At 63.7% G+C, this 26504-nt stretch carries 23 protein-coding genes and 2 tRNA genes; 13 read left to right on the top strand and 12 right to left on the bottom strand.

Annotated elements, in window-relative coordinates; translation table 11 throughout:
* The first annotated feature begins 74 nt into the window (after positions 1-74).
* Entirely contained in the window at positions 75-617 is a 543-nt protein-coding gene (locus LB528_RS01100; protein WP_224713536.1) for a hypothetical protein, read from the top strand.
* A 44-nt stretch (positions 618-661) separates the two neighbouring features.
* Here LB528_RS01100 and LB528_RS01105 read toward each other — a convergent pair.
* A tRNA-Asp gene (locus LB528_RS01105) sits at positions 662-738 on the bottom strand.
* Positions 739-956: 218 nt separating this feature from the next.
* Here LB528_RS01105 and LB528_RS01110 point away from each other — a divergent pair.
* Positions 957-1032, top strand: a tRNA-Val gene (locus LB528_RS01110).
* Between the two features lie 84 nt (positions 1033-1116).
* Here the strand turns inward: LB528_RS01110 and LB528_RS01115 are convergent.
* The 6 genes from LB528_RS01115 to LB528_RS01140 all read right to left on the bottom strand — a co-directional run bounded on the left by LB528_RS01115 (position 1117) and on the right by LB528_RS01140 (position 6665).
* Positions 1117-1653 (bottom strand): hypothetical protein, encoded by a 537-nt coding sequence (locus LB528_RS01115; protein WP_318012254.1) that lies wholly within the window; start codon positions 1651-1653, stop codon positions 1117-1119.
* Positions 1654-1777: 124 nt separating this feature from the next.
* The gene (locus LB528_RS01120; RefSeq protein ID WP_224512180.1) at positions 1778-2548 is read right to left on the bottom strand and encodes an SDR family NAD(P)-dependent oxidoreductase; all 771 of its coding nucleotides are present in this window, start codon (positions 2546-2548) and stop codon (positions 1778-1780) included.
* Between the two features lie 13 nt (positions 2549-2561).
* Positions 2562-3557, bottom strand: a complete 996-nt coding sequence (locus LB528_RS01125) for an ABC transporter permease (protein ID WP_224713537.1) — start codon at positions 3555-3557, stop codon at positions 2562-2564.
* A 101-nt stretch (positions 3558-3658) separates the two neighbouring features.
* Positions 3659-4699, bottom strand: a complete 1041-nt coding sequence (locus LB528_RS01130; protein WP_128257290.1) for a sugar ABC transporter substrate-binding protein — start codon at positions 4697-4699, stop codon at positions 3659-3661.
* Between the two features lie 38 nt (positions 4700-4737).
* Complete coding sequence (locus tag LB528_RS01135; RefSeq protein ID WP_224713538.1) at positions 4738-5502, bottom strand: ATP-binding cassette domain-containing protein; 765 nt, start codon at positions 5500-5502, stop codon at positions 4738-4740.
* Positions 5499-6665, bottom strand: coding sequence for an ROK family transcriptional regulator (locus tag LB528_RS01140; RefSeq protein ID WP_224713539.1), 1167 nt, complete (start codon positions 6663-6665; stop codon positions 5499-5501). The genes LB528_RS01135 and LB528_RS01140 overlap by 4 nt, the downstream gene beginning before the upstream one ends.
* A 225-nt stretch (positions 6666-6890) precedes the next feature.
* On the opposite strand from LB528_RS01140, the gene LB528_RS01145 reads away from it, so the two are divergent.
* Positions 6891-8069, top strand: coding sequence for a M24 family metallopeptidase (locus LB528_RS01145; RefSeq protein ID WP_224713540.1), 1179 nt, complete (start codon positions 6891-6893; stop codon positions 8067-8069).
* A 171-nt stretch (positions 8070-8240) separates the two neighbouring features.
* On the opposite strand, the gene LB528_RS01150 is transcribed toward LB528_RS01145, so the two are convergent.
* The gene (locus LB528_RS01150; protein ID WP_224713541.1) at positions 8241-9521 is read right to left on the bottom strand and encodes a peptidoglycan DD-metalloendopeptidase family protein; all 1281 of its coding nucleotides are present in this window, start codon (positions 9519-9521) and stop codon (positions 8241-8243) included.
* Positions 9522-9695: 174 nt separating this feature from the next.
* Positions 9696-10163, bottom strand: a complete 468-nt coding sequence (locus LB528_RS01155; protein WP_224713542.1) for a peroxiredoxin — start codon at positions 10161-10163, stop codon at positions 9696-9698.
* Positions 10164-10258: 95 nt separating this feature from the next.
* On the opposite strand from LB528_RS01155, the gene LB528_RS01160 reads away from it, so the two are divergent.
* Positions 10259-13684 carry a DUF3971 domain-containing protein gene (locus LB528_RS01160; protein WP_224713543.1) on the top strand — a complete coding sequence of 1142 codons (3426 nt, stop codon included), beginning with the start codon at positions 10259-10261 and terminating at the stop codon, positions 13682-13684.
* A gap of 11 nt (positions 13685-13695) precedes the next feature.
* Here LB528_RS01160 and tyrS read toward each other — a convergent pair whose 3' ends face one another.
* The gene (tyrS, locus tag LB528_RS01165; protein WP_224713544.1) at positions 13696-14949 is read right to left on the bottom strand and encodes a tyrosine--tRNA ligase; all 1254 of its coding nucleotides are present in this window, start codon (positions 14947-14949) and stop codon (positions 13696-13698) included.
* 284 nt (positions 14950-15233) lie between these two features.
* Here tyrS and LB528_RS01170 point away from each other — a divergent pair, with 284 nt between their 5' ends.
* On the top strand, positions 15234-16877 hold the full coding sequence (locus tag LB528_RS01170; protein WP_224713545.1) for an ArnT family glycosyltransferase: 1644 nt from the start codon (positions 15234-15236) through the stop codon (positions 16875-16877).
* A 47-nt stretch (positions 16878-16924) separates the two neighbouring features.
* The gene (locus LB528_RS01175) at positions 16925-17779 is read left to right on the top strand and encodes a phosphatase PAP2 family protein (protein ID WP_224713546.1); all 855 of its coding nucleotides are present in this window, start codon (positions 16925-16927) and stop codon (positions 17777-17779) included.
* Positions 17780-17821: 42 nt separating this feature from the next.
* Here LB528_RS01175 and LB528_RS01180 read toward each other — a convergent pair whose 3' ends face one another.
* Positions 17822-18496, bottom strand: coding sequence for an alpha/beta hydrolase (locus LB528_RS01180; RefSeq protein WP_027166430.1), 675 nt, complete (start codon positions 18494-18496; stop codon positions 17822-17824).
* A 265-nt stretch (positions 18497-18761) separates the two neighbouring features.
* Here LB528_RS01180 and LB528_RS01185 point away from each other — a divergent pair, with 265 nt between their 5' ends.
* From LB528_RS01185 to sufA, 7 genes are all read left to right on the top strand, one after another.
* Complete coding sequence (locus LB528_RS01185; protein WP_224713547.1) at positions 18762-19922, top strand: cysteine desulfurase family protein; 1161 nt, start codon at positions 18762-18764, stop codon at positions 19920-19922.
* A gap of 239 nt (positions 19923-20161) precedes the next feature.
* Positions 20162-21685: a Fe-S cluster assembly protein SufB gene (sufB, locus tag LB528_RS01190; RefSeq protein ID WP_224713548.1), complete on the top strand. Its 1524-nt coding sequence runs from the start codon at positions 20162-20164 to the stop codon at positions 21683-21685.
* A gap of 26 nt (positions 21686-21711) precedes the next feature.
* Positions 21712-22467, top strand: a complete 756-nt coding sequence (gene sufC / locus LB528_RS01195; protein WP_224713549.1) for a Fe-S cluster assembly ATPase SufC — start codon at positions 21712-21714, stop codon at positions 22465-22467.
* A gap of 25 nt (positions 22468-22492) precedes the next feature.
* Positions 22493-23764, top strand: coding sequence for a Fe-S cluster assembly protein SufD (gene sufD, locus LB528_RS01200; RefSeq protein WP_224713550.1), 1272 nt, complete (start codon positions 22493-22495; stop codon positions 23762-23764).
* Between the two features lie 89 nt (positions 23765-23853).
* Positions 23854-25095, top strand: coding sequence for a cysteine desulfurase (locus LB528_RS01205; RefSeq protein ID WP_224713551.1), 1242 nt, complete (start codon positions 23854-23856; stop codon positions 25093-25095).
* A gap of 5 nt (positions 25096-25100) precedes the next feature.
* Positions 25101-25493 carry an SUF system Fe-S cluster assembly protein gene (locus tag LB528_RS01210; RefSeq protein WP_224587068.1) on the top strand — a complete coding sequence of 131 codons (393 nt, stop codon included), beginning with the start codon at positions 25101-25103 and terminating at the stop codon, positions 25491-25493.
* 146 nt (positions 25494-25639) lie between these two features.
* Positions 25640-26020, top strand: coding sequence for a Fe-S cluster assembly scaffold SufA (gene sufA / locus LB528_RS01215; protein WP_224713552.1), 381 nt, complete (start codon positions 25640-25642; stop codon positions 26018-26020).
* A gap of 91 nt (positions 26021-26111) precedes the next feature.
* Here sufA and LB528_RS01220 read toward each other — a convergent pair whose 3' ends face one another.
* The gene (locus tag LB528_RS01220) at positions 26112-26495 is read right to left on the bottom strand and encodes a RidA family protein (RefSeq protein WP_224713553.1); all 384 of its coding nucleotides are present in this window, start codon (positions 26493-26495) and stop codon (positions 26112-26114) included.
* Between the last annotated feature and the right edge of the window lie 9 nt (positions 26496-26504).

The raw sequence follows: 26504 nt of genomic DNA on the forward strand, positions 1-26504 counted from the left end.
GACCGCGCTAAAGAATCCTGCTGGTCAGTTCCAACATCGTCGTCGCCTGGGACACCAGCTTCTCGCCGGTCGACGTGCGCACGCTGACGCCGGCGCAGGCGATGCAGACGGCGCAGGAATGGGGTTTTCTGATCGCGCGCACTAAGAGCGGCGAGAGCGCCTTCGGCACGCTGTCGCGGCGCACGCAGCGCCTGGTTCTGGCCTATGTCGCCGAGCTCGGCTTCACCTTGCTCGACGATGCGCCGATCTTCCGCTCACGCGGCTTCGCGCCGGGGCCGAAAGGCGGCCGGCCGCGCGCCGGCGTGCCCTATACCAAAGACAGCCTGGTCGATGATTTCGCCGATGTCCGGCGCATGGTGTTCGGGGAGAAGGAGAAGCGCCGGCTGATGGACATGCGGCGTTCGGGCGCGGTCGAGGCCAACGCCGGCGGCGCCTCCGTCGAGGCGATCGCCGCCAAGATGGGCAACTCGATCGACGACAGCAAGGCGCTGCAGAAGACCTATATGCCGGTCAACCTGGCCGCCGTCCGCGCCGCCGACCAGTCGCGTAGGGCAGGGCGCAAGGCGCTGGCGGAAGAACGCAACGAATACAAAAAGTTGAAACTCTCCGGAAAATGAAAGTTGAAACTTTTTGGAGGGCAGGGCCTAAGCCCTTGAAATGATGGCGCGAGTGACGGGGCTCGAACCCGCGACCTCCGGCGTGACAGGCCGGCACTCTAACCGACTGAGCTACACCCGCGCACTGACGAGCACGTGTCAGGCGTGTTCGTCGTTGGGGCGGTGGATAAGGGGTTCGCCCGCGGGTGTCAAGCGCGGCATTCACGCATTACAGCAATCAGGAGAAGGTTTTTTGACAGCGGCGCCGAGGCTGGGGAAATCCGCACCGCGACAGGCGCGCCGTCTATTCATTTGGCCTTGCGAATGCGGCCCTAACTGCTTAAAGGTCCGCGCTCAAGCGGGCGATTAGCTCAGTTGGTAGAGCGCTTCGTTTACACCGAAGATGTCGGCGGTTCGAGCCCGTCATCGCCCACCAGCCTGCCGGACAAGCTGAAACAGAATGCGGCGACGGCCCTTGCTGGGGCCGCCACCTTATTGCGCGCGCCGGGTTCAGGCGCAGTTACTGCCTGACGTAGCAGCGTTTGCGAGCGCCGGGGGCGGGATCATCATCAAAGGCGTCGTTGCCGCATCTGACACCGTTCCTGAAAACATCCTGCGTGTACTGGCCACGTGCGCCGTATCTGACCATCGCGCGGCCGCGGAAATCGCAGAACTCACCCTCCCTGGCGCAGGCGACCCATTCGCCACGGTAGGGGCGGGAGCCGTAATCGTCGTCTCCGTAATTGTCGTCATCGCCATAGCCGCCACGCGCCACAAAATAACAGGCTTTTTCGCGGCCGGGGGCAGGGTCACCAAACAGGCGATTCGAGCAGGGGACGGACCGACGGTCGAAAAACCGCGAGGTTGTTCGACCACGCGCGCCGTAAATCACCTCCGTGGGATAGGGCAAGCGGCATATGCCGCCTTCATTGGCGCATCGCCGCAGCTGCTGGGCCGAGGCGGTGGCGGGGAAAAGGGTGGTGGCGGTCGCCGCCAAGCCGACGAAGCAAATGACTGCCAACGCCATTCGGATCAAGAAAATTGGGGTTTTTGACACGATACGTCCTCCGTGCGATTCAGGCTCATCATGCTACAGCAGACCGGTTGAATAGGCGATGAACGAGCCGGTCATTGCAGCGGCTGTCACCCCAACGGTGGACGGGCGCCGGAGTTGCAGCGAATCACGACGGTGTCAGGCGGAAATCCTGGCCTTCCGGCAGGAGCTGGCCGCCATCGACGACAATGGTCGTACCGGTTATATAGCTGGCGTCGTCCGAGGCCAGGAACAAGAAGGCGTTGGCGACGTCGCGCGGTGTGCCAAGGCGGCCGAGCGGCACGGCGTCCTCCATGCTCTTGATGAACGCGGCATCGCGATGCAGCTTCATGCCTTCGGTCAGGATGTTGCCGGGCTCGACGCCGTTGACGGTGATGCCATAGCCGGAAAACTCCAGAGCCGCGGAACGGATGAAGCCGTTTATGCCGGCCTTGCTGGCGGAATAGTGACCGTGGCCGGGGCTGCTCACCTGTGGACCGGTAATCGAGGATGTGAAGAGCATGCGGCCGCTCTGCTGTGCCCTCATCGGTGTCAGGGCGGCGCGGGCGGCGTTGAAAGTGCCGCGCAAATTAACCGCCATGACGCGGTCCCAATCGTCGGGACTGGTGTTCTCGATTAATTGCCAGGGGTAGATGCCGGCGTTCTGGACGATGATGTCGAGGCGGCCATGGCGCTCCAGCGCCAATGCCACAACGGCTTCCGCGTCGGCCATCCTCGAGATGTCGGTGTGGATGAAAGCGGCGCCGAGCTCATCGGCGCTCGCCTGGCCGGCCTCGGCCTCGCTGTCAGCGAGCACCAGCCTTGCGCCTTCCTCGGCAAAGCGCTGGGCTATGCCCTTGCCGATGCCGCGCGCGGCGCCGACGATCGCTGCCACCTTGCCTTCGATGCGTCCGGTCATGCGAGCGGTCCTGTCATGCGAGTTTTTGACGAATGGTTTGCTTGAAAGCGTCCAGCAGCACGGCCGCCAGCACCAGCAGACCATGGATGACCTGGGTGAAGTTAGCCGGCAGGCCCATCAGGTTGATGGCCGTGTTGATGGCCGACAGCAGCAACACGCCGGCGTAAACCCCTGGTAGTGTGCCGACGCCGCCCTTCAGGCTGACGCCGCCGATGACGACGGCGGCGAACGCGTTGAAGAGGAGCCCGACGCCGAGATTGGCGGTGGCGCCGGAGGTGCGGATGGCAAGCAGCCAACCGGCAAGCCCGGCAATGGCGCCGGCGAGCACGAAGGCCACGATCAGGTTGCGGTTGACGCGGATACCGGCGCGGAAGGTCGCCGTCTCGTTGCCGCCGATCATCACCAGATGCCGGCCGAAAGGCGTCTTGGCCAGGATCAACGAAAAGATGACGAAACAGGCGACCGCGATCCATGCGGTGAGGGGCAGACCGGCAAGGCGCTGGATGCCGAACCAGCGGATCGCGGGGGCGAGGTCCTGTGCGGAGCGACCGCCGGAGATGACCAGCACGAGGCCGCGCACCCAGATGTAGGAAGCAAGCGTGATGATGAAGGCGCTCATCTTCAATCTGACGATGAGGAGCCCGTTGATAACACCGATGATCGCGCCCACCGCCAGCGCGATGGCGAGCGATACCGGCACCATCAGCCAATCCGGATGCAGTTGCACGCCCAGGCCGATGCCGGACGAGCAGAACATGATGCCGACCGCCATGGCGCTGAGCGCGGCGACCGATTCGACCGAAAGGTCCATGTGGCCGGCAATGATGACCAGCGCCAGCCCGATCGACATGACGCCCAGCACGCTCGAAGCCTCGACGATGTTGGCGAAAATGCCGAGCTGGAAGAAGTTCGGAATGAACATCGAGAACACCGCCAGCACGAAAACCAGCATGAACCAGACGAGATTGTCGAGCACGAGCTCGAGACTATGGCGAGTGCGCGGACTCATGGGGCGATCCGGTTGGCGTCAGGATGAGATGCGCGACCGCTTCTGCGCGGACGCACCGCAAGGCCCCGGGCCACGGCGGCCCGGAGCTCTGCTGGGAAAGCCTATTCGACGGACTTGACCGTATCCGTCGGCGGCTTCTGGTTGCCCCAGAAGGCAGGATTGTCGACGTTTGCCTTGGTGATCGCGGCGCCCGGGATCTTGATGTTGGGTCCCCAGGCTTCCTTGGTCACCACCGACTTCAGGCCGAGCACGTCGTAGTCACCGGGCTTGATCTCCTGCTTGTTGGCGACCTTATCCATGAACATGGCGACGGCTGCGGCCTGCGCGTAAAGCGGCTGCTCGACCTCGACGTTCAGCCAGCCCTTCCGGATGAGGTCGAGGCCGACCGGCGCGCCGTTCGAGCTCATCAGCATGACATCGCCCGGCTTCTTGCCGGCGGCTTCGAGCGAAGCGACCGCCGCGACCGAGAGGTGGGCTGCATGGCTGAAGATCAGGTCGATGTCTGGATTGGCCAGCATCTGGTCGGCAACGATGGTGCCGGCATTGCTCGCTTCCCACTGCATGGCCGGCAGCGAAATGATTTTGACGTCCGGAAACGCCTTCATTTTCTCCTCGAAACCCTTCTGGATATCGAGCGTGTAGGGATCGCCTGGATCGCCGAGCACCTGGAGGATCTTGCCCTTGACCGAGCCGTTTTTGGCCTTCAGCAGGGCCTCGGCCTGATCGGCCGCGATGTGGCCGATCTCGACCGTGCCTGCGACCGAGGTGAAGTCGGACGGCGTTGCGGTGATCTGGCGGTCGAACTCGACCACCGGAATGCCGGCAGCGCGGGCGGCTTCAACGGACGGCTTCAATGCGTTGAAATCGACCGCGGCGAGAATGATCGCCTTGGGCTTCAGCGCGATAACATCATTCATTTGCGATTGCTGAGCGTCGGTCTTGTTGTCAGCGTTCAGCGTTTTCATCTCATAGCCGACCTGCTTCAGGAACAGTTCCAGAGCGCTCACCGAGCCGGTCTGGAATTCGTCAAGCAATGTCGGCACCAGGTAATAAACGGTACCCTTGGACTGGGCGAATGCCGGCGTTAGCGTGGCAATGGCCAGTGCCAGGATACCGAAGACAGAAAGTAGCAGTCGCTTCATGTCGTTCGCTCCTCTTGCGCCGGACCCCTCATTGTTTTTCAGCCCGCCGGTCCGGCACCGGCGAGCGTCTCCCCGGTGATCATGTTGATCACCGCGTCGGGACTTGTCTTGTTGCGGGCAACGTCGCCGGCCACGACGCCCTGGCGGATCACCACGATCCGGTCGGCGACCTGGAAGGCCTGCTGCATGATGTGGGTGATGATGACGACGCCGATACCCTGCCTTGCCACCTGGCGGATCATGTCGAGGCCGCGACGGGTCTGTTCGACGCCGAGCGCGGCGAAGGGCTCGTCGAGCAGCACCAGCTTGCCGCCCCAATGGACGAAGCGGTTGAGCTCGATCGCCTGCCGCTGGCCGCCCGAGAGATGCTCGACCTTGGTGCGCAGCGAAGGAATACGCGTGCCGGCATTGGCCAGCGCCTTGCCGACCACCGCTTCCATCGCGCGCTCGTCGAGGACCGGAACGCCCAGCACCTTGCGGGTGATCTCGCGTCCCATGAAGAAGTTGGCTACGACATCGACATTGGTGCAGAGCGAAAGGTCCTGGTAGACGGTTTCGATGCCGGCGGCCTTGGCCTCAGCCGGAGACCTGGCGAGGAAGTCCTTGCCTTCGAACAGCATGCGGCCCGAGGTCGGTTCAAGCCCGCCTGCGATGATCTTGACCAGCGTCGACTTGCCGGCGCCGTTGTCGCCGAGAAGGGCTACAACCTCGCCGCGTCCGATCGAAAAGCTGATGCCGCGGAGCGCCTGGATGGCGCCGTAGTTCTTGGCGACGTTGTCGAGGACCAGAAGCGGTTCGCTCATGCTGCGATGTCTCCACCCTTCAAAAGGTCGCCATCGCGCTGCCGCTTGGCGGTGAAGATTTGGCCGAAGCGCGGGGAAAGCACGCCCGAAACGGCAAGTGCCGCCGCTCCGCGCAGCACCGCGTGCTGGCCACCTTGCGCCAGCAGGATACGCGGTGTGGTGCGATCCTTGCGCGCCGAAACCGAATTCAGCAGCGGCTCCAGCGATGCCGCCAGCCGTTCAAGCAGGCCAGGCGAGGCCAATCCGCCAAGGACGATGGTTTCGGGATCGAAGAGGTTCTCGATGATGGCGATCGCGTTGCGGAATACGGGCGCGACCTCGGCCACCCAGCCGGCATCGTCGCCGCTCCAGCGGCTTCGCGCGTCCAGCGAAATATAGCGTTCGAGGCAGCCGCGATTGCCGCAGGGGCACGGCTCGCCGCCCGGAACGACGGGGATATGCCCGATCTCGCCGGCATTGCCCCAGGCGCCGCGCAAGACGCTGCCATCATGCAGCATGGCGCCGCCAAGACCGACGCCGAAATATAGATAGTAATATTCGGAATGCTTGGCGCCGAAACCATAGAGGCGTTCGCCCATGGCGGCGGCCGCCATGTCGTTTTCGAAGAAGGCCGGCAGGCCGGTGGCTGCCGACAGCCGCTCGCGTAGCAAAACGTCCCGCCAGCCAACCATGGTCGTCGGGCCGACAAAGCTCATGGGTTCGACACCGAACGGGCCAGGAAGCGCCATGCCGATGCCGATGACGCGGCTGCCCGGGCGACGCCCTGTCATTTCGGCGACCATGGCGCCGATTGCTTCGAACGCGTCATCGGGAGCGGCATTGGGCGCGCTGCGGTGCGCACCCTCTACCACGTCGCCGCTGAGGTTGATCAGCGCCGCGTCGATGCCGAGCGGAGTGAGGTGGATGCCGACGGCATATCCGCCGTCTGGGTTGATGCGCAGCCTCGCCGGCGGCAGGCCACGACCCTTCGGCTCCTCGCGAACCGACAGGATGTAACCTTGTTCCTCCAACTCGCGAACGATGGTCGAAACGGTCTGGACTGTCAGTCCAACATGCCGGGCGATATCGCCGCGCGCGATGGGGCCGAAGCGGCGGATGGACTCAAGTACGATGCGCCGGTTGTACGGCCGCCCGAATTCCTGATTGGTCCCCCGCAACGCCATGGCTTGCGCATCCCATCCCTGCGGCAAGACTTGCAGAGAAAATTTATTCAGTCAAATGGAATTCAAAAAACCCACCGCGATCACCAAGGTGGCTTAAGCCAAGCCGGGCTAGGCCATGCTTGTGCATTGTCCTGGCCGATTGCCGGCCGTCAAAACCATCGCGATGGTGGGCGGAGGGGAAGCCGCGGCTCGCCCCCGATCAGATAGGTCCGGCGAGGAGAAAAGATGATTGAACTGCCTTTTGCCCGCGAAGAGTACCAGCGGCGGCTCGGAAAAATCCGCGCCGAGATGGCCATGCGCGGCATCGAACTACTGATCGTCAACGACGTCGCCAACCAGCATTACATCACCGGCTATGACGGCTGGTCGTTCTACACGCCACAGGTGGTGCTTGTTCCGATCGAGGAGGTCGAGCCGGTCTGGATCGGCCGCGCCATGGATGCGCCCGGCGGGTTGCTGACGGCCTGGATGAAGCCGGAAAACATCGTCGGCTTCCCGGAAGACCACGTGCAGCGCGCCGACCGTCATCCCATGGACTGGGTCGCGGCGTGGATCGTCGCCAAGGGCTGGGGCAGCCGCCATATCGGCATCGAGCTCGAAGCCTACTATTTCTCGCCGAAGGCGCATGCGCGGCTCGTCGCCGGATTGCCCGATGCGACATGGCATGATGCCGATCTGCTCGTGAACTGGATCCGCGCGGTGAAATCAGCGCCGGAAATCGCCTATCTGCGCAACGCGTCGAGGCTGGCGCAAGCGGCTGTTGCGCGAGCCTACGAAGTCATTGCGCCGGGCGTGCGCGAATGCGACGCGATCGCTTCCATCCAGGCGGCGCAGATCGCCGGCAGCCCGGATTTCGCCGGCGATATCACGGCGCTGCCGCCGACGATCCTCGGCGGCGAAAATGCTTCCGCGCCGCACATCATGTGGAGCGACCGGCGGTTCGGAAAGGACGAAACGATCGCGCTCGAGCTTGCCGGCGTCTGCCGCCGCTACGCTGCGGGACTTGCCAGGACCATGCAACTCGGCAAGACGCCGACCCGCGTCGCGGACACGGCAAAGGCGGTGATCGAAGGCATGGATGCGGTGCTCGATGCGGTGCGGCCGGGCACGACCGCCGAAGCGGTCGAAGCCGCGTGGCGCAAGGTCATAGAGCGTCACGGGCTGAAGAAGGAATCGCGCATCGGCTATTCCATCGGCGTTGCTTATCCGCCGGATTGGGGCGAGCATACGATCAGCCTGAGGCCGGGTGACAAGACGGTGCTGCAACCCGGCAATGTCGTTCATTCCATCCTGGGCATGTGGATGGACGGCTGGGGTATCGAGATCAGCGAGACCATTCTGGTGACCGATACCGGCAACGAGACGCTGACGAAGTTCCCGCGGGATGTCCATGTCAACGCCTGACCGGCCGGAGGTCGGATCGGTTTATCCGCTTCACCACGCCAAGTTCCGTATCGACGAGGCCGCGTTGAAGAACGGCGTCCTTACTTTGGTTCGGCGGCAACGATGTATCTGGCAGGGCAGGAGAATCCCGGCGCTTAGCGAATTCGCGGGCGCCGGTGCTGGATCAGCCGGTCAAAGATACTGCGCGACCTTCTTGCCGACGGTCAGGAAGCGCAGCGGGTCGACCGCCTCGCCGTCGTGGCGCACCTCGTAGTGCAGGTGCGGACCGGTCGAGCGGCCGCTGCTGCCGGTCTTGCCGATGACGTCGCCGGCGGCAAGCTTCTGGCCGACGCTCACATCGATCTCGCTCAGATGCCCATAGCGTGTGGCAAAGCCGTTGCCATGGTCGACCTCGACCATGCGGCCGTAGCCGCCGGCCCAGCCGGCCTTGGTGACGGTGCCAGCGGCGGTGACCTTGGCCGGCATGCCGATCGGCGCCCTGAAATCCATTCCCGTATGCAAGGCGGCGCTGCCCAGGATCGGGTCGGTGCGCACACCGAACGGGCTGGTCACCGTATGGCCCGGCGCCGGGTTGGCGAGCGGCAGCTTGCTCGCCTCTTTCTTGACCTCGTCGAGCGCATCTAGCGCCTCGTCCAGCTCCTTGACCTTGCTGTCGAAAACCATCGAGGGATCGAGCGGAACCAGCGGGCCGCCGACATCGCTCTTGTCAAGCTCGCTGTCGACCGGCAGGCCGGCCGCTTCCAGTGCCTGGGCGATGGCATCGGCATTCTTATAGGCGTTGTCGGCAAGCGTGGTGATGCGCGAAAGCTGCTGGTTCTCGATGGCCTTGAGCGACGCATTGATCGAGACGAACAGCTTGTCGGCGCGGTCGGCGGCCGTTTCGCCGTCGAGCGGATCGGACCTTGTCGACCAAAGCGAGAAGGGCCGTGTGTCGCCAGCACTCAAGGATGCGACGGAATAGGCCGGCGCCTGCGAGAGGCTGCCGGTGACCTCAGCGTGCTCGTCGGGATTGGGTGCCGCTGCGCCCGTTGCAGGTGGGTCGCCGACCTCGTTCTCGGCGCGTTCAAGGATCGGGCCAAGCCGCCCATGGCGCTCGCTGAGCTGGGTCTGCCTGGCCAGCAACTCGCTGACCTTGGTTTCCATCAGCTGCTGGTCGAGAAGCTGGCGGCTTGTGATGCGGTCGACCTGGGCACGAAGGGCCGAGATGCGGTCCTCATAGGCCTGCTGCATGCGCGCCTGCCTGGCCGTCGTGGCGCCGATCAGGTCGTCGCGCAGCACCAGATAGGACGTCGCGAGCAGATAGCCGATGGCGATCGCCGCCAGGGCCGAGCCGATGAAGGCGGCGAGCCAGGGGCGGATGGTGAAATGCTTGATCTCATTGCCCCGGGCAATGATGACCGTATGCGGTTCCTTGCGCTTGCCGAAGACCGCTGACTGACCGGTTTGTTTCACGGGACCGAGCTTTCATTACGGAGACCAACGACAAGCTCGACTACACATTATTAAGGTTAACAAAGTTTTGCCGCCCGCAATATCCGCGCAAACCAATTCGCGCTTTGCGGGTGGCCGGTTGCAACGGAGATGGGTCGGCGAGCGGCCCGCGATCGCGAAACCCACGCGCTCCCGTCAGAGCGCGCGCACCGCCTCAAGCACCTCTTCGGCATGGCCTTTGACGCGAACCTGGCGCCAGATGCGGGCGATGCGACCGTCCTTGCCGATCAGGAAGGTGGCGCGCTCGACGCCCATATATTTGCGCCCGTACATCGTCTTCTCGACCCACAAATGATAGGCCTCGATCACCTTGCGCTCCTCGTCGGCGACGAGATCGACGGTGAGATTGTACTTCGCCTTGAATTTGTCGTGTTTCTTGACGCTATCGGGTGAGAGCCCGATCACCACGGCGCCCGCCCTTTCGAATTCCGGCTTCAACTGCGAGAAGCCGATCGCCTCGTTGGTGCAGCTTGTGGTGTCGTCCTGCGGATAGAAGTAGAGTACGACCGGCTTGCCCCGGAGCGCAGCAAGGCTGAGTGAGCCCCCGCTGTCACGCGGGAGATCGAATTGGGGTGCTGTGTCGCCCACGTCGAGATCAGCCATATCGATGCCCTTGTTAGCGGTTACGCGCGGGAAATCATCGATATAACGTGAAGCGGGGATTCGTCCACGACGAGTTCGTCACAACGGAATATTGCTTGGATCAGGAAGAACCGCAGCACGAGAAGATCAGGTTCAGGCGTGACGAGATCACCGACCTGGCAAGGCTTCCGTCCGCGTGCAGCGTGCCGCCGCTCGGCCGCGCGGCGGTGCGCCGGCGCTTCCGCATTCTCGGTCGCGTGTTTGCCGGGCTTTGCGCGCTCGTGCTCGTGGCGGCGGCAGGCGTCTATGTCCTCGGGGCCTCGGGCATAGGCACGGAGCGCCTCCGGGCCGAGGCTGAGACCGCCATCGAGAAGCTGGCGGGCGTCGACGTCGACGTCGCCGTCGGCGCGGCGCGGCTGACGCTCGACGGGTCGAGCTTTGTCGCCCTGCAGGTGAACGATGTCAGCCTGAAGACGGCCGACGGCAAGCCGATGGCCGATATCGGGCGCGTGCGTTTCGGCATGCGCCTGCTGCCGCTGCTTTCCGGCGATGTCCGGCTGACCGCCGCCAGATTTTCCGATGCTCATATCGTGGTGGCCGCCATGCCCTCCGGCGGAGGCGACTGGACGGCGGCGTTGCGCAACGAGAACGGCCTTATCGACCCGGAGAAAGTGTCGGCGGCGGTGTTTTCAGGCGTCAATGACGCGCTGGATGCCGTGCGCGAGGACTCGATGCGCCAGATCGATCTGCGCAATGTCGAGTTCGAGCTGCCGGACACCGGGCCGGTCAAGCGCGTGACCGTCGCCTCGGCGACCATCGCGCAAACCGGTACGGGAAGCATGCAGTTCTCGTACGATGCCGATGTCGACGGCCGGCACGCGACGTTGATCGCCTCGGCGACGCGCGATGCGACAGCAAAACGCATTTCGTCGCTGGACGCCAATCTCGAGATAGCCGGCCCCTCCGGCGGGAACAGTTCGACAGGACTCGGCCCGGCGGCCGACGGCGCTAAACTGGGTTCGATCGCGTTGAAGCTCTCGGGCTCGGAAGCATCGGGCGACAACCCTTCGCGCCTGGCGGCATCACTCTCGCTCAACGGTTCTGTGCTCGACTTGGACGAACGCGGGCTGTTGCCGACCGATGTCGATGCCGATGCCACGCTGGTGGCCGGTTCGAACAAGATCTCGGTCGACCGGCTGCTGATCAGAAGCGGCCGCTCCAGCTTCGACTTTGCCGGATCGATCGGACCGAAGCCGGCAGCCGCGGGGGAGGAGCCTGCCTACCGCTATGATCTCACCAGCGACGGCTCGATGCTGGCGCCCTCGGAATCGCCGGAACCGGCACTTCAATTCCTGGCCCGTATCGCCGGCGTCTACCAGCCGAGGAGCCGCAAGCTTGTCGCTGAGCAGATCGGCGTGCGCTCGGGCGGACCGGGCGAGGTGCTGGGGGCCGCCACGGTCGCCTTCATCGACAACGGTCCTCCAGGAGTATCGCTGTCGCTCAACGTTCACGACATGCCGGTCTCGCATGTCAAGCAATTGTGGCCGTGGTTCTCGGCCCGCAACGCGCGGCTTTGGGTGCTGGGCAACCTGTTCGGCGGCACGGTGACCGATGCCAACCTGCAGTTCCAGGTCGCGCCGGGGCGCTTGGGCAACGGCGTGCCGCTTACCGGCGACGAAGTGTTCGGCCGTTTCCGGGTCGAAGGATCGCGCTTCGATACCGCCGGGCGCATCCCGCCGGTCCGTGACGCCGTTGGCGTCGTTGGGTTCCACGGCAACGATGTCGACATCGCGCTCTCCTCCGGCAGCGTCTATATGCCGAGCGGCCGCACCGTGGCGGCAAGCGGCGGCACGTTGACGATCAAGAACGCCAATTTGCCGATTGTGGTTGGCGGGCTCGACATCGACGTTGCGGGTGAGGCCCCGGCTATCGCCGAGCTTGCCTCCTACGAGCCGATCAACGCCATGCGCCATGTCGGATTGGCACCCGAGGATCTGTCCGGCACCGTCACCGGCCATGTCAGGGCGGACATTCCGCTGACGAAGGGCATGGATACCTCGAAGCTCGATTGGCTGGTTTCGCTCGATTATCAGGATCTGTCGTTGGCCAAGCCTTTCGAGGACCAGACGGTCACCGACGCCACTGGCTCGATCACCGTCGGGCCGAAGCAGGCGGTGATTTCCGCCGAGGCCAAGCTCAACGGCATTCCGGCCGAGCTCGATCTGGTCGAGCCGCTAGCCGACGACGGGCCGGCGCGAAGCCGCAAGGTTACGCTGGTTCTCGATGACAAGACGCGCAATGCCAGCATGCCTGGACTGTCGGACCTGCTTTCGGGAACCATCAAGGTGGCGATCGACAAGAGCGGCCAGGGCGCCCAGCAGGTTTCGGCGGACCTGACCAATGCCAGGCTCGACATTCCCTGGGCCGGCTGGAGCAAGGGCGCCGGCATTCCCGCCAAGGTCGCTTTCAACATGGCAAAGTCCGGCAGCACCACCACGCTGTCGGATTTCGATCTCGGCGGAAAAAGCTTTTCGATCGACGGCAATGTGACGTTGGTCAACGGGACGTTGTCAACGGCCCGCTTCAGCAAGGTTTCGTTGAACCGGGGCGACGACGTCGCCGTTTCGGTGAAGCGCTCCGGCAAGAGTTATGCCGTCAACGTCAGCGGCGCGTCGCTCGACGCCCGCTCGCTGATCAAGCAGTTCACCTCGGATGTCGACACCGCGACAAAGGGCGCGGGCAGCGATGCCGTCTCGGTGAGGGCCGACGTGGCATCGCTGACCGGCTTCCACGACGAGGTGCTCTCCAATCTCAGGCTCGAATACAGCGCCGCCGGATCGCGCGTGAACGGGCTCAACGTCACGGCCGCGGCAAGCTCCGGCGCGGCGATCGCGATCAACAACACCACAAGCGAAGGCGGCCGCGTGCTCAGGGTGAAATCTGCCGATGCCGGCGCCATCCTGCGGTTCCTCAACGTCTACGAGCATATGGAGGGCGGCGCGATCACGCTGTCGCTCTCGGGCGCCGCCGACGGGCCGATGAAGGGACAGGTGGATGCGCGCAACTTCTATGTGGTCAACGAGCCAAAGCTGGCCTCGATCGTATCGACGACTCCGGCCGGCGATACACGCAGCCTGAACCAGGCCGTCAAAAGCAACATCGACACGTCCAGGGTGCAGTTCGAGCGCGGCTTCGCCGAGATCGATAAGAGTTCCGGCTATTTGAAACTGGCGAACGGCCTGTTGCGGGGCCCGCGCATCGGCACGACTTTCCAGGGCACGCTCTACGATGCGAACAACAACATGGATATGACCGGCACCTTCATGCCGGTCTATGGTCTCAACCGTATCTTCGGCGAACTGCCGTTGTTCGGGCCGCTGCTCGGCAACGGGCGTGACCGCGGCCTGATCGGCGTCACCTACCGTTTGCGCGGCAACGCCAACAAGCCGACGCTTAACATCAATCCGCTATCGGTGGTCGCGCCAGGCATATTCCGCTCGATCTTCGAGTACAGGCAGCAACCGTCCCAAAGTGGGCAGTAAGCCGCGGCCGATCAGATCGGCCGGACCAGCACGTGTTTCTTCTTGCCGAGCGAAAGCTTCACGACGCCTTCCGGGCCGAGATCCTGAAGCGTGACGACGCGGCGGTCGTCGGTCAGGGGCTGGTCGTTGATGCGCACGGCGCCGCCCTGGACATGCCGGCGCGCTTCGCCGTTCGAGCCGGCAAGCCCGGCGCTTACGAACAGCACCAGAATGCCGATGCCGGCTTCGAGGTCCGATTTGGCTACTTCGATGCTGGGCAGAGTGTCGGCGAGCGCGCCTTCCTCGAAAGTCTTGCGCGCCGTCTCGCTTGCGGTCTCGGCCGCGTCGCGGCCATGCAGCATGGCGGTGATCTCGGTCGCGAGGATCTTCTTCGCCTCGTTGATCTCCGAGCCGCCGAGCTTTTCAAGGCGCGCCACCTCGTCGAGCGGCAGGGTCGTGTAGAGTTTCAGAAAGCGTCCGACATCAGCGTCCTCGGTGTTGCGCCAGTACTGCCAGAACTCGTAAGGCGAGAGCATGTCGCTATCGAGCCAGACGGCGCCCGAGGCCGATTTGCCCATCTTGGCGCCGGACGAGGTGGTGAGCAGCGGCGTGGTCATGGCGAAGAGCTGCACGCCCTCCATGCGGTGGCCGAGATCGATGCCGTTGACGATGTTGCCCCACTGGTCCGAGCCGCCCATCTGCAGCCGGCAGCCGACACGCTTGTAGAGCTCGACGAAGTCGTAGGCCTGCAGGATCATGTAGTTGAACTCGAGGAAGGACAGCGACTGCTCGCGGTCGAGCCTGAGCTTCACGGAATCGAAGGCAAGCATGCGGTTGACGGAGAAATGCCGGCCGACATCGCGCAGGAAGTTTACGTAGTTGATCTGCATCAGCCAGTCGGCGTTGTTGACCATGACCGCATCGCCCGGACCGCCGCCGAATTTCAGGTAAGGCGCGAAATTGCGGCGGATGCCGACGAGATTGTCTTCGATGTCCTTAGGAGTGAGCAGCTTGCGCGCCTCGTCCTTGAAGGACGGGTCGCCGATCATCGACGTGCCGCCGCCCATCAGCGCGATCGGACGATGACCGGTCTGCTGCAGCCAGTGCAGCATCATGATCTGGATCAGCGATCCGGCGTGCAGGCTCTTGGCGGTGGCGTCGAAGCCGATATAGGCGCTGACCGTCTCCTTGGCAAAAAGCTGGTCGAGGGCCGATTCATCCGAAATCTGGTGGATGAAGCCGCGCTCGCTCATGATGCGCAGGAAATCGGATTTGAAGGCGGACATTTGTTCTTCCTGGAAGTCGCCGGGCACTTGGCCATACTTGATATGAAGGCGCGCGTTTAGCATCCAAGCGCGATCAGCAAAAGTGGTTTCGGGCTTTGCGTCCGATCGCCCGCCAAACGAAAGACCGCTATCAACAAAAGCGGTTTCCGGTCTTGGGGTCCTCAGGTGAAGCCGCATATCCTTGCTTCGTCCTTTTTGCTGGCGTAATGAGGCGCCGCGCAAAGACAGGCGCAATGCGCCGCGACGGGGCCATCCCGCAGTTTCAGATCGGACGAGCTCCCGCGATGAACAGGAACTACCTCTTCCTCTTTCTGTTCAGCATCGTCATGACCGTCAGCGGGCTGGCCAGCCTGCCGCCGGTCGACCGCGATGAATCCCGCTTCGTCCAGTCGACGAAGCAGATGGTCGAGACCGGCGATTATGTCGATATCCGCCTGCAGGATGTCACGCGCTACAAGAAGCCGATCGGCATCTACTGGCTGCAGTCGGCCGCCGTGGCGTTGAGCGGCGAGGGGGCCGCGGCGCCGATCTGGGTCTATCGCCTGGTCTCGATGCTGGGCATCGCGCTCGCGGTCGTCGGCATCGGCTGGACCGGGACGAAACTCTTCGGCGCCAATGCCGGGCTGGCCGCCGGCCTGATGATGGCGGCGATCTTCGCCACCGCCTTCGAGGGGCGCGACGCCAAGACCGATGCCATACTGCTTGCCTGCTGCGTGATGGCGCAAGGCGCGCTGGCGCAGGTCTATTGGGCAGCCAAGCGCAACGAACCGGTTCCGGGGCATCTGCCGTGGATCTTCTGGATCGCGCAAGGCTTCGGCATCCTCATCAAGGGCCCGGTTTCGCCGCTACTGTCGCTGCTGACCGCCGCTGCGCTTTTTGCCTTCGACCGCGATTGGCGCTGGCTCCTCAAGATGAAGCTGGTGCGCGGCGTCCTGATCGTGCTGGCGATCGTGTTGCCGTGGCTCATTCTCATCACCTGGAAGAGCGGCGGCGCCTTCTTCCAAGAAGCGGTCGGCAAGGACATGCTGAACAAGGTGGCGCAGGGCGAGGAATCGCACGGCCTGCCGCCCGGCTTCTACATGCTGACCTATTCGCTGTTCATGTGGCCCTTCGGGCTGATCGCGGTCGGCGCCGGGCTCCAGGCCATCAACCGTCTTTGGGACGATCCGCGCCTGCGCTTCTGCCTGGCCTGGTATATCCCGTTCTGGCTGGTGTTCGAGGCGATCCCGACCAAGCTGCCGCATTATGTGATGCCTGCCTATCCGGGCATGGCGCTTCTGGTCGGCTGGCTGCTCACCTTGCCGGCGGACAAAGCTAACGCGCCGCTGAAGCGGTGGCAGACATGGCTTTGGCGGGCGACCGCGTTCGGCCTTGTCGTTGTGGCGATCGGCCTTGCCGTGGTCTGCGTCGGCGCGCCGCTTTATCTGACAAAGACCTTCTCCTGGTGGAGCATACCGGCGGCGATCGCCGCTCTGGTCACAGGCTATCTTGCCTTCCCCGAACAACTGCAGGTGCCGCTTCCGCGGATTGCCGCGATCGCGATCGGCGCCGGCATCACCTTCAGCCTGCTGTTCGGCGTCATCGCGCCTTCGCTGAAACCGATCTGGCTCAGCCCCGCCATTAAAGCCGCCGTCGACGCCAACCGGCGCTGCGATACCACGGTGCTCGCCTCGGCGAAATTCCAGGAGCCGAGCCTGGTCTTCCTGGTCGGCACCAAGACCGTGCTTACCGATGTCGAGGGGGTGGCGCGGCATCTGCTCAACGATCCATCTTGCGCGCTTGGGCTGGCGCCGATCAAGGACGAGCAGAAGCTTTCGGACGTGGTGACCGCCCAGGGCAAGTCGGCGAAGCGGCTGACCGAGATCGATGGCATCAATTATTCGTCAGGAGACAAGTTGTCGCTTGGGCTTTACCGGGTGGCTCCGTGATGAATAGCGTCGGGCATCGAATGTCCCTACAAGCACGCGCTGAAGCCATGTCCGCCGCGCCACTTGCCCTTTACCGCCGCTCGCTCGGCAATTTCCGCGACACGATGTCGATCGTGAAGCGACGCTTTGCCGTGCGGCCAGCGCGCTATCCGCGAATTCTGTGGAGCGTCTGGCTCATGGCCTGGATGTTGCTGACGGTGGCGATCTTCCTGCGCCTCGACGCCGGCGCGGGCGAGATGCGCGGCGAATGGTCCCCCGGCTTTGCGCGCTTCACCGATTTCTTCACGCAGTTCGGCCTCGGCGGCTGGTATCTCATTCCGGCGGCACTCTGCCTCGTCGCCGCCAATCTGACGGACTGGCGCGGCCTTTCCCGGCATGGCCGGATGATCGTCTATAACTGGACGTGTTTCGCGTTCCTGGTGCTTTGCGCGGTCGGCCTCTCCGGTCTTGCGGTCAACCTGTTGAAATACGGGATCGGCCGGGCCCGGCCGCTTTATTTCGACAGTCTCGGGGTCCTGTCGCTGCATCCTTTCGCCATGGACGCGCGCTTTGCCGGCTTTCCGTCCGGCCATGCCACGACGATGGGCGCGGTGTTCGGCATCCTGCTGCTGCTGTTCCCGCGACGCTGGTATATCGCGCTGGCAGTCACCGCCTGCATCGCTTCGACACGCGTCTTCGTCGGCGCGCACTATCCGAGCGACACGGTCGCGGGCTTCGGCCTCGGGCTGGCGATCGCGGTGGTCTCGGGCCTGGTGTTTGCCCGGCTCGGCTTCATCTTCGGCCAGACAAGCTCGAAGCTGCCGGTGCGCAAGCGGACATTCCGGCTGGGACCGTTCCGCGCGCCGAGTGGCATGGTTTCGATGTCCGTCCCGGTCGAAAGCGACGAGATCGGCGCCGACTGAATCCAGACCCCTTAAGACGCCTGGACTGGCGGCCTGCCGTGCTTAGCGCAGGCGCTTCGGCCTCGGATCTGCGAGCTCGCCGGCGAGGCGCCGGTCGAGATAGTCGGCGCACTCCTGGATCAGCAGCTCGGAATCGTTAGCGAAGAAATGGTTCGCGCCGGGCAGCGTCTTCTGGGTGATGGTGATGCCCTTTTGCGTGTGCAGCTTGTCGACCAGGCCCTGTACGTCCTTCGGCGGGGCCACCTTGTCGGCATCGCCATGGATGATCAGGCCGGATGACGGGCAGGGCGCCAGGAAGGAGAAATCATAGGTGTTGGGCTGCGGCGCGACCGAGATGAAGCCCTCGATTTCCGGCCGGCGCATCAGAAGCTGCATGCCGATCCACGAGCCGAAGGAATAGCCGGCGACCCAGCAGCTCTTGGAATCCGGATGCAGCGACTGCACCCAGTCGAGCGCCGCGGCCGCGTCCGACAATTCGCCGGTGCCGTGGTCGAACTCGCCCTGGCTGCGGCCGATGCCGCGGAAATTGAAGCGCAGCACGGTGAAATCGCGCTTCTGGAACATGTAGAAGAGGTCGTAGACGATCTTGTTGTTCATCGTGCCGCCGAATTGCGGGTGCGGGTGCAGCACGATGGCGATCGGGGCGCTCTTTTCCTTCGAGGGCTGATAACGTCCCTCCAGGCGACCAGCCGGACCGGCGAAAATGACCTCAGGCATAAAATACTCCACGTGGCATATGAATGCGCTAGCCCGGAACTCTTCGGCCCAACTCTCGTGCGGCCCCACATCTTCTGTGGCCTTGACGCCGGGCGAGCGTCTTCCTAGAAGCTAGTTTAGAATTGTTCAAAACTGGGAGGCCAAAACCCGATGGTCCGGCCGCCCGCGCCGCAAGCCGCGTAAATAGGACGGCTTGCCTTGCAATTTCAAGGAAATAACGCGCTATCCTCGCGGGATAGTTGGCGAAAGGACGAACTGAGCGAAAATGGCCGCAACTCGCGCCTATCTCGACTACAATGCCAGCGCGCCGCTCCTTGCGGAAGCGCGCGCGGCGATGGTCGCGGCGCTCGATGCCGCCAACCCTTCATCAGTCCACACCGAGGGCCGGGCCTCGCGCCGACTGGTCGAAGACGCGCGCCGCGACGTGGCGCGGCTGGTCAACGCCAGGCCCGAACATGTCGTCTTCACCTCCGGCGCCACCGAAGCCGCCTCGACGCTGCTTACGCCCGACTGGCAGATGGGACGCGGCGCCATCCGCATGAGCCATCTCTACGTCTCTGAGGCCGACCATCCCTGCGTCCTGAATGGTGGGCGCTTCGCACCGGCGCAGGTGACGGGGATCGGTGTCGATCGCAACGGCATTGCCGATCTCGAAGCGCTTGCCGCAGCGCTCTCCGCGCATGACAAGGCCGCCGGCCTGCCGCTGGTGGCGATCCACGCCGCCAACAACGAGACCGGCGTGGTCCAGCCGGTTGGGCGCATTGCCGAAATCATCAAGGAAGCGGGCGGGGTGCTGGTCATCGACGCCGTGCAGGCCGCCGGGCGGATTCCGATCGATATGTCAGGCCGTTATGCCGATTATCTGATCCTGTCTTCGCACAAGATCGGCGGTCCGAAGGGCGTCGGCGCGATCGTCGCCGCGTCCGACCTGATGATGCCGCGGTCGTTGGTCAATGGCGGCGGCCAGGAAAAAGGGCACCGCGCCGGAACGGAAAACGTCGCCGGGATCGCCGGTTTCGGCGCCGCAGCGCGTGCCGCGCTGGCCGGTCTCGCCGACATGGTAGCCATCGCGCGCCGGCGCGACGAGATCGAGGCCATAGTGACCGAATTGGCGCCCGACGCGGAAATCTTTGGAGCAGCATCGCCAAGGCTTGCCAACACGACATTCTTCGCTATTCCCGGCATCAAGGCCGAGACGGCGCAGATCGCTTTCGATCTTGCCGGCGTCGCGCTGTCGGCGGGCTCGGCCTGCTCGTCGGGAAAGGTCGGGCCAAGCCATGTGCTCAAGGCGATGGGCCATGGCGACAGCCTGGGAGCCTTGCGCGTCTCGATCGGCCGTGCGACAGGCGCCGAGGATATCGCGACGTTCCGGGCGGCGCTGGCAGGCATCGTCGCGCGCCGGGCGGGCAAGGAAGAAGCCGCCTGACGCGGCAAAGCATCGGAGCGGGAAACGCCTCGCGTTTCCCGGATTTCCGCTGCTCGATAACGAATTCAGGCTTTAGGGCCTGGTAGAGCCGTGCGTTTTGTCCTGGCCGGGTGAATTTCCGGCGGACACGCACTATATGGAGCTTACTCGGCCGCGAGTCCCTCCCTGGGGCGCGATTTCGGCGGTGCCATAGTTTGAAAACTGCCGGGCCTTGACCCCGGCGTGGATGGAGAACGCTTATGCCTGCTGTGCAGGAGACGATCGATCGGGTTCGAAAGATCGACGTCGACCAGTATAAATACGGATTCCAGACAGAGATCGAGATGGACAAGGCCCCCAAGGGCCTGAGCGAAGATATCATCCGTCTGATCTCCGAGAAGAAGGGCGAGCCGGACTGGATGCTGGAATGGCGTCTGGGGGCCTATCGCCGCTGGCTGACGCTGGAAGAGCCGACCTGGGCGCGCGTCCACTATCCGAAGATCAACTTCCAGGACATCCACTACTATGCTGCGCCGAAGAGCACGCCGGGGCCGAAGTCGCTGAGCGAAGTCGATCCCGAACTGCTCAAGGTCTATGAGAAGCTCGGCATCCCGCTCAAGGAGCAGGAGATCCTCGCGGGCGTGCAGAAGACCGGTGCGGCTGACGCGGAAGAAGAAGAGGTCGGTGACAACGTCTACAAATCGGGCCGCGTCGCGGTCGATGCCGTGTTCGATTCCGTTTCGGTGGTCACCACCTTCAAGAAGGAACTGGCGCAGGCGGGCGTCATCTTCTGCTCGATCTCGGAAGCCATCCGCGAGCATCCGGAGCTGGTGAAAAAATATCTCGGCTCGGTCGTGCCGACCTCCGATAATTTCTACGCGACGCTGAATTCGGCAGTGTTCACCGACGGCTCGTTCGTCTTCGTGCCCAAGGGCGTGCGCTGCCCGATGGAGCTATCGACCTATTTCCGCATCAACGAGAAGAACACCGGCCAGTTCGAGCGCACGCTGATCATCGCCGAGGAGGGGGCCTATGTCTCCTATCTGGAAGGCTGCACGGCACCGCAGCGCGACGAGAACCAGCTGCATGCCGCGGTGGTCGAGCTGATCGCGCTCGACGATGCCGAGATCAAATATTCTACGGTGCAGAATTGGTACCCCGGCGACGCCGAGGGCAAGGGCGGCATCTACAATTTCGTCACCAAGCGCGGCGATTGCCGCGGCGACCGCTCGAAGATCTCGTGGACGCAGGTCGAGACCGGTTCGGCGATCACCTGGAAATATCCGAGCTGCATCCTGCGCGGCGACGATTCCAGCGGCGAATTCTATTCGATCGCGGTGTCGAACGGTTATCAGCAGGTCGACAGCGGCACCAAGATGATCCATCTCGGCAAGAACACGTCGAGCCGCATCATCTCCAAGGGTATCGCCGCCGGTTTCTCGCAGAACACCTATCGCGGCCAGGTTTCGGCGCATCGCAAGGCGGCCAACGCGCGCAACTTCACCAATTGCGACTCGCTGCTGATCGGCGACCAGTGCGGCGCGCACACCGTGCCTTACATGGAAGCCAAGAATTCGACGGCGCAGTTCGAGCACGAGGCGACGACCTCGAAGATCTCCGAGGACCAGAAGTTCTACGTCATGCAGCGCGGCATCCCCGAAGAGGAAGCGATCGCGCTAATCGTCAACGGCTTCGTCAAGGACGTCATCCAGCAGCTGCCGATGGAGTTCGCCGTCGAGGCGCAGAAGCTGATCGGCATCAGCCTAGAGGGTTCGGTCGGCTGACCGCAAAAGACATTCAGGAAGAAATTATGCTTGAGATCAAGAATTTGCACGCCCGCATCGTCGACGATGGCACCGAGATCATCCGCGGGCTGAACCTGACGGTGAAAGCCGGCGAGGTCGCCGCCATCATGGGGCCGAACGGCTCGGGCAAGTCGACGCTGTCCTATATCCTCGCCGGCCGCGAGGACTATGAGGTGACGGAAGGCGACATCCTCTATAACGGCCAGTCGATCCTCGAAATGGATCCGGCCGAGCGCGCCACCGCCGGTATCTTCCTCGCCTTCCAGTATCCGATGGAGATACCGGGCGTCGCCACCATGGAATTCCTGAAGGTCGCGATGAACGAGCAGCGCAAAGCGCGCGGCGAGGAGCCGCTGAAGGTTCCGGAATTCCTGAAGCGGGTGAAGGAGGCTGCCGCCTCGCTCAGCATGGACATGAACATGCTGAAGCGGCCGCTCAATGTCGGCTTCTCGGGCGGCGAGAAGAAGCGCGCCGAGATCCTGCAGATGAAGCTCTTGGAGCCAAAACTCTGCGTGCTCGACGAGACCGATTCCGGCCTCGACATCGACGCGCTGAAGATCGTCTCGGACGGCGTCAACGCGCTGCGCTCGCCGGAGCGCGCCATCGTCGTCATCACCCACTACCAGCGCCTGCTGGAGCACATCGTGCCGGACTCGGTGCACGTGCTCTACAAAGGCCAGGTGATCAAGTCTGGCGACAAGTCGCTGGCGCTCGACCTCGAGGCCAACGGCTACGCCGGCGTGATCGGGCAAGCCGCGTGAGATGGGGGCAGTCGAGGCAAAAGTCATGAACATGCACGCACAGCCCCAGCGGACCCTGGCCGAGACGGCGCTGATCGATGCCTTCGGCGAGCGGCTGTCGCTGCTGCCCGGCGACGGCGCGGTGATGGTCAAGCGCGACGATGCGATCGAGGCGATCAAGCACGGCCTGCCGACGCGGCGCGTCGAATCCTGGCATTATACGGACCTGCGCCGGCTGCTGACTTCGGTGCCGGCTTTCGAGGCCGGCGTCGTCACAAAGGCGCTTGCGCCCGTTCTTGAAGGGTCGGCGGTCCTGCCGGTGCTGAACGGCGTCTCGCAGACGAAGCTGCCGGAGATCGACGGCGTCACCGTCCAGCGCCTGTCGGAGAAGCTCACCGACGGCAGCGTCGCGCCCGGGCTCGATCCCTATGGCAGCGACGACGCGATCGGCGCGCTGAACACGGCTTTCGTCGCCGACGGCTATTTGGTCGACATCGCCGACGGCGCCGTGCTGGAAAAGCCGATCGAATTGCAGAACCTGCAGGCCGGCGGCCAGTCGCATGTGCGGCTGCTGGCGCGTGTCGGCGCTGGCGCCAAGGCAGTCATCGTCGAGCGCCAGGCAGGCGAAGGCGACGAGGCACTCGTCTCTTCGGTCAGCCAGCTCGTGGTTGGCGACGGCGCGGAAGTGACCTGGCTGATCGTGCAGGAGCAGCCGGAGACGGCCACGCATCTGGCGCAGTTCAAGGCACATATCGGCAAGGACGCGAAGCTGACGCTGTTCGTGATGAACGCCGGCGGCAGGCTGGTGCGCCAGGAAGTCGTCGTCAGGACGACGGGCGAGGGCGCCGATTTCAAGCTGCGCGGCATCAATCTTCTGGCCGGCGACACGCATACCGACACCACCATGGTGCTCGACCATGCGGTGCCGCACACGACGTCGACCGAGGTGATCCGCAATGTGGTGACGGGTAAGGCGCGCGGCGTCTTCCAGGGCCGCATCAACGTGCATCAATACGCGCAGAAGACCAACGCCAAGATGGCCTGTAACACGCTGCTCCTGTCTGATGACGGCGAGTTCTCGACCAAGCCGGAACTGGAGATCTTCGCCGACGACGTCGTCTGCGGCCATGGCGCCACCGTCACCGAGATCGACCACGACCATCTGTTTTACCTGATGGCGCGCGGCATCGACGAGAAGTCGGCGCGGGGTCTTCTGGTGAAGGCGTTCGTCGCCGAAGTGATCGAGGAACTGGACGACGAGGCGCTGGTCGAAGCGCTCGAAGCGCGGCTCGACGGCTGGTTTTCGACGCACGGGTAAGCGCCTTTCCTTCTCCCCTTGTGGGAGAAGGTGGCCGAGCGAAGCTCGGACGGATGAGGATCGCGGCCTTGGCCGGCAAGGACTTCGAAATGGACCAGAAGATCGAAACCACCCCCTATGACGTCGAGGCGATCCGCCGCGACTTCCCGATCCTGTCGCGCCAGATCTATGGCAAGCCGCTGGTATATCTCGACAATGGCGCCTCGGCGCAGAAACCGCAGGTGGTGCTCGACACCATCCAGCACGCCTATTCCCAGGAATACGCCAACGTGCATCGCGGTCTGCATTTCCTGTCGAATGCTGCGACGGACGCCTATGAGAATGCGCGCAAGTCGGTGCAGCGGTTTCTCAACGCGCCAAGCACCGACAATATCGTCTTCACCTCCAACACCACATCGGCGATCAACACGGTCGCCTATGGCTGGGGCATGCCGCGGATCGGCGAGGGCGACGAGATCGTGCTGTCGATCATGGAGCACCATTCCAACATCGTACCCTGGCATTTCATCCGCGAGCGCCAGGGCGCCAAGCTCGTCTGGGTGCCGGTCGACGATCTGGGCGCCTTCCACATCGAGGAATTCGAGAAGCGGCTGACCTCGCGCACAAAACTCGTCGCCATCACCCAGATGTCCAACGCGCTGGGCACGGTGACGCCGATCAAGGAGATTGTGCGCATCGCGCATGCGCGCGGAATTCCGGTGCTGGTCGACGGCAGCCAGAGCGCCGTGCACATGCCGATCGACGTGCAGGATCTCGACTGCGATTTCTTCGTCTTCACCGGCCACAAGGTCTACGGCCCGTCGGGCATCGGCGTGCTCTACGGCAAGAAGGACAGGCTGGCGGAGATGCGCCCCTTCATGGGCGGCGGCGAGATGATCGAGGAGGTGACGGAGGACATCGTCACCTACAACGAGCCGCCGCACCGCTTCGAGGCCGGCACGCCGCCGATCGTGCAGGCAATCGGCCTGGGCGCTGCGCTCGACTACATGGAGAAGATCGGCCGCGAGCGTATCGCCGCGCACGAGGCGGACCTCAAGGCTTACGCGCATGAGCGGCTGCGCGCGATCAACTCGCTGCGCATCTTCGGCGACGCGCCCGGCAAGGGCGCCATCATCTCGTTCGAATTGCAGGGTATTCATGCGCATGACGTGTCGATGGTGATCGATCGGCAAGGTGTCGCGGTACGGGCCGGAACGCATTGCGCCCAGCCTCTGTTGAAACGCTTCGGCGTCACCTCCACATGCAGGGCATCGTTCGGCATGTATAATACCAGGGCCGAAGTCGACGCTTTGGCCGAGGCGCTGGAAAAGGCGCGAAAGTTCTTCGGGTGACGATGATGGATGACGTGAGCACCACCGCAGAAAAAGCGCCGGAAACGGTAGCGAACGGTATCGTCACGGCCTCGGCGATCCCCGCTGACGAGCTGGCGCGGCTGACCGACGACATCGTTTCGGCGCTGAAGACCGTCTACGACCCGGAAATCCCGGCCGACATCTACGAGCTCGGCCTCGTCTACAAGATCGATATCGAGGACGACCGTTCGGTCAAGATCGACATGACGCTGACCGCGCCGGGCTGCCCGGTGGCGGGTGAAATGCCCGGATGGGTCGAGAACGCCGTCGGCGCGGTCGAAGGCGTTTCCGGCGTGGAGGTTAGCATGGTGTTCGATCCGCCATGGACGCCCGACCGGATGTCGGAAGAGGCGCAGGTCGCGGTCGGGTGGTATTAGCATCGGCCCCGAAAATGTGGAGCGGTGTTCGGACAAGCCGATGCGACAGCAAAAGATTGGTTGACTTGCACGCTAGGTGAAACTTCACCATCTTAAGGGCAGACTCATTCCGCGGGTCTTGAACCCGCGTGAACGTGGAGAATGACATGGGACCCTTCGCCGTCATCACGATGACCGAAAAGGCCGCCGACCGGGTGCGCGAGATCGTCGCCACGCGCGAAGGTGCGCATGGTATCCGGCTCGGCATCAAGAAGGGCGGTTGCGCCGGCATGGAATACACGGTTGACCTTGTGACCGAGCCGAACCCCAAGGACGACCATATCGAACGCGACGGCGCGCATGTCTATGTCGCGCCCGAAGCCGCGCTCTTTCTGTTCGGAACCGAGATGGATTTCGAGCAGACGACGCTGCGCACCGGCTTCACCTTCAAGAATCCGAACCAGAGTTCGGCCTGCGGCTGCGGCGAATCCGTCGAGCTGAAGCCTGCCGACCTCAAGGCACTTGCCGAGGCACGCGCCTCGGTCTGATCAGGCGCCAACGCTCCCGCTCAGTCGGGCAGCGCGGCGATGACGACAAGCTCGACAACAAGATCGGGCTGCGCCAGGGCGGCGACCCCGATTACCTCCGATGGCGGCGGATTGTTGTAGCTGCAGTGCTTTGGGCTTCGGCGAAGAATTCGTCCAACACGTCCAGACGAAAATTGGGTGAGCTGAGAACGCCGCCGGACGGAAAAGGCCCTTTGACGTAGAACGTCACCTTGACCAGATGGTCGAGCGAGCTGCCAAGTTCCTCCAGATCCGACTTGATCTTTGCCAGGATTTCGCGCCACTGCGTTGCCGCGTCGCCGACAGCGCCGCCCTGGTGTTTCGACGGATCGTAGTCGTCGACCGTGGCGGTGTTGCCGGACAGAAAAACATATCCCTTGGCGTCCGAGACGACCGTGCCCTTGCCCCAAGGCATCAAACGATCGCCTTTGAATTTCTTGTGCGTCGTGAGCTTCATTTCGGTCTC

Origin of the sequence: Mesorhizobium sp. CA4, assembly GCF_020165075.1 — a bacterium.
Taxonomy (GTDB): Bacteria; Pseudomonadota; Alphaproteobacteria; order Rhizobiales; family Rhizobiaceae; genus Mesorhizobium.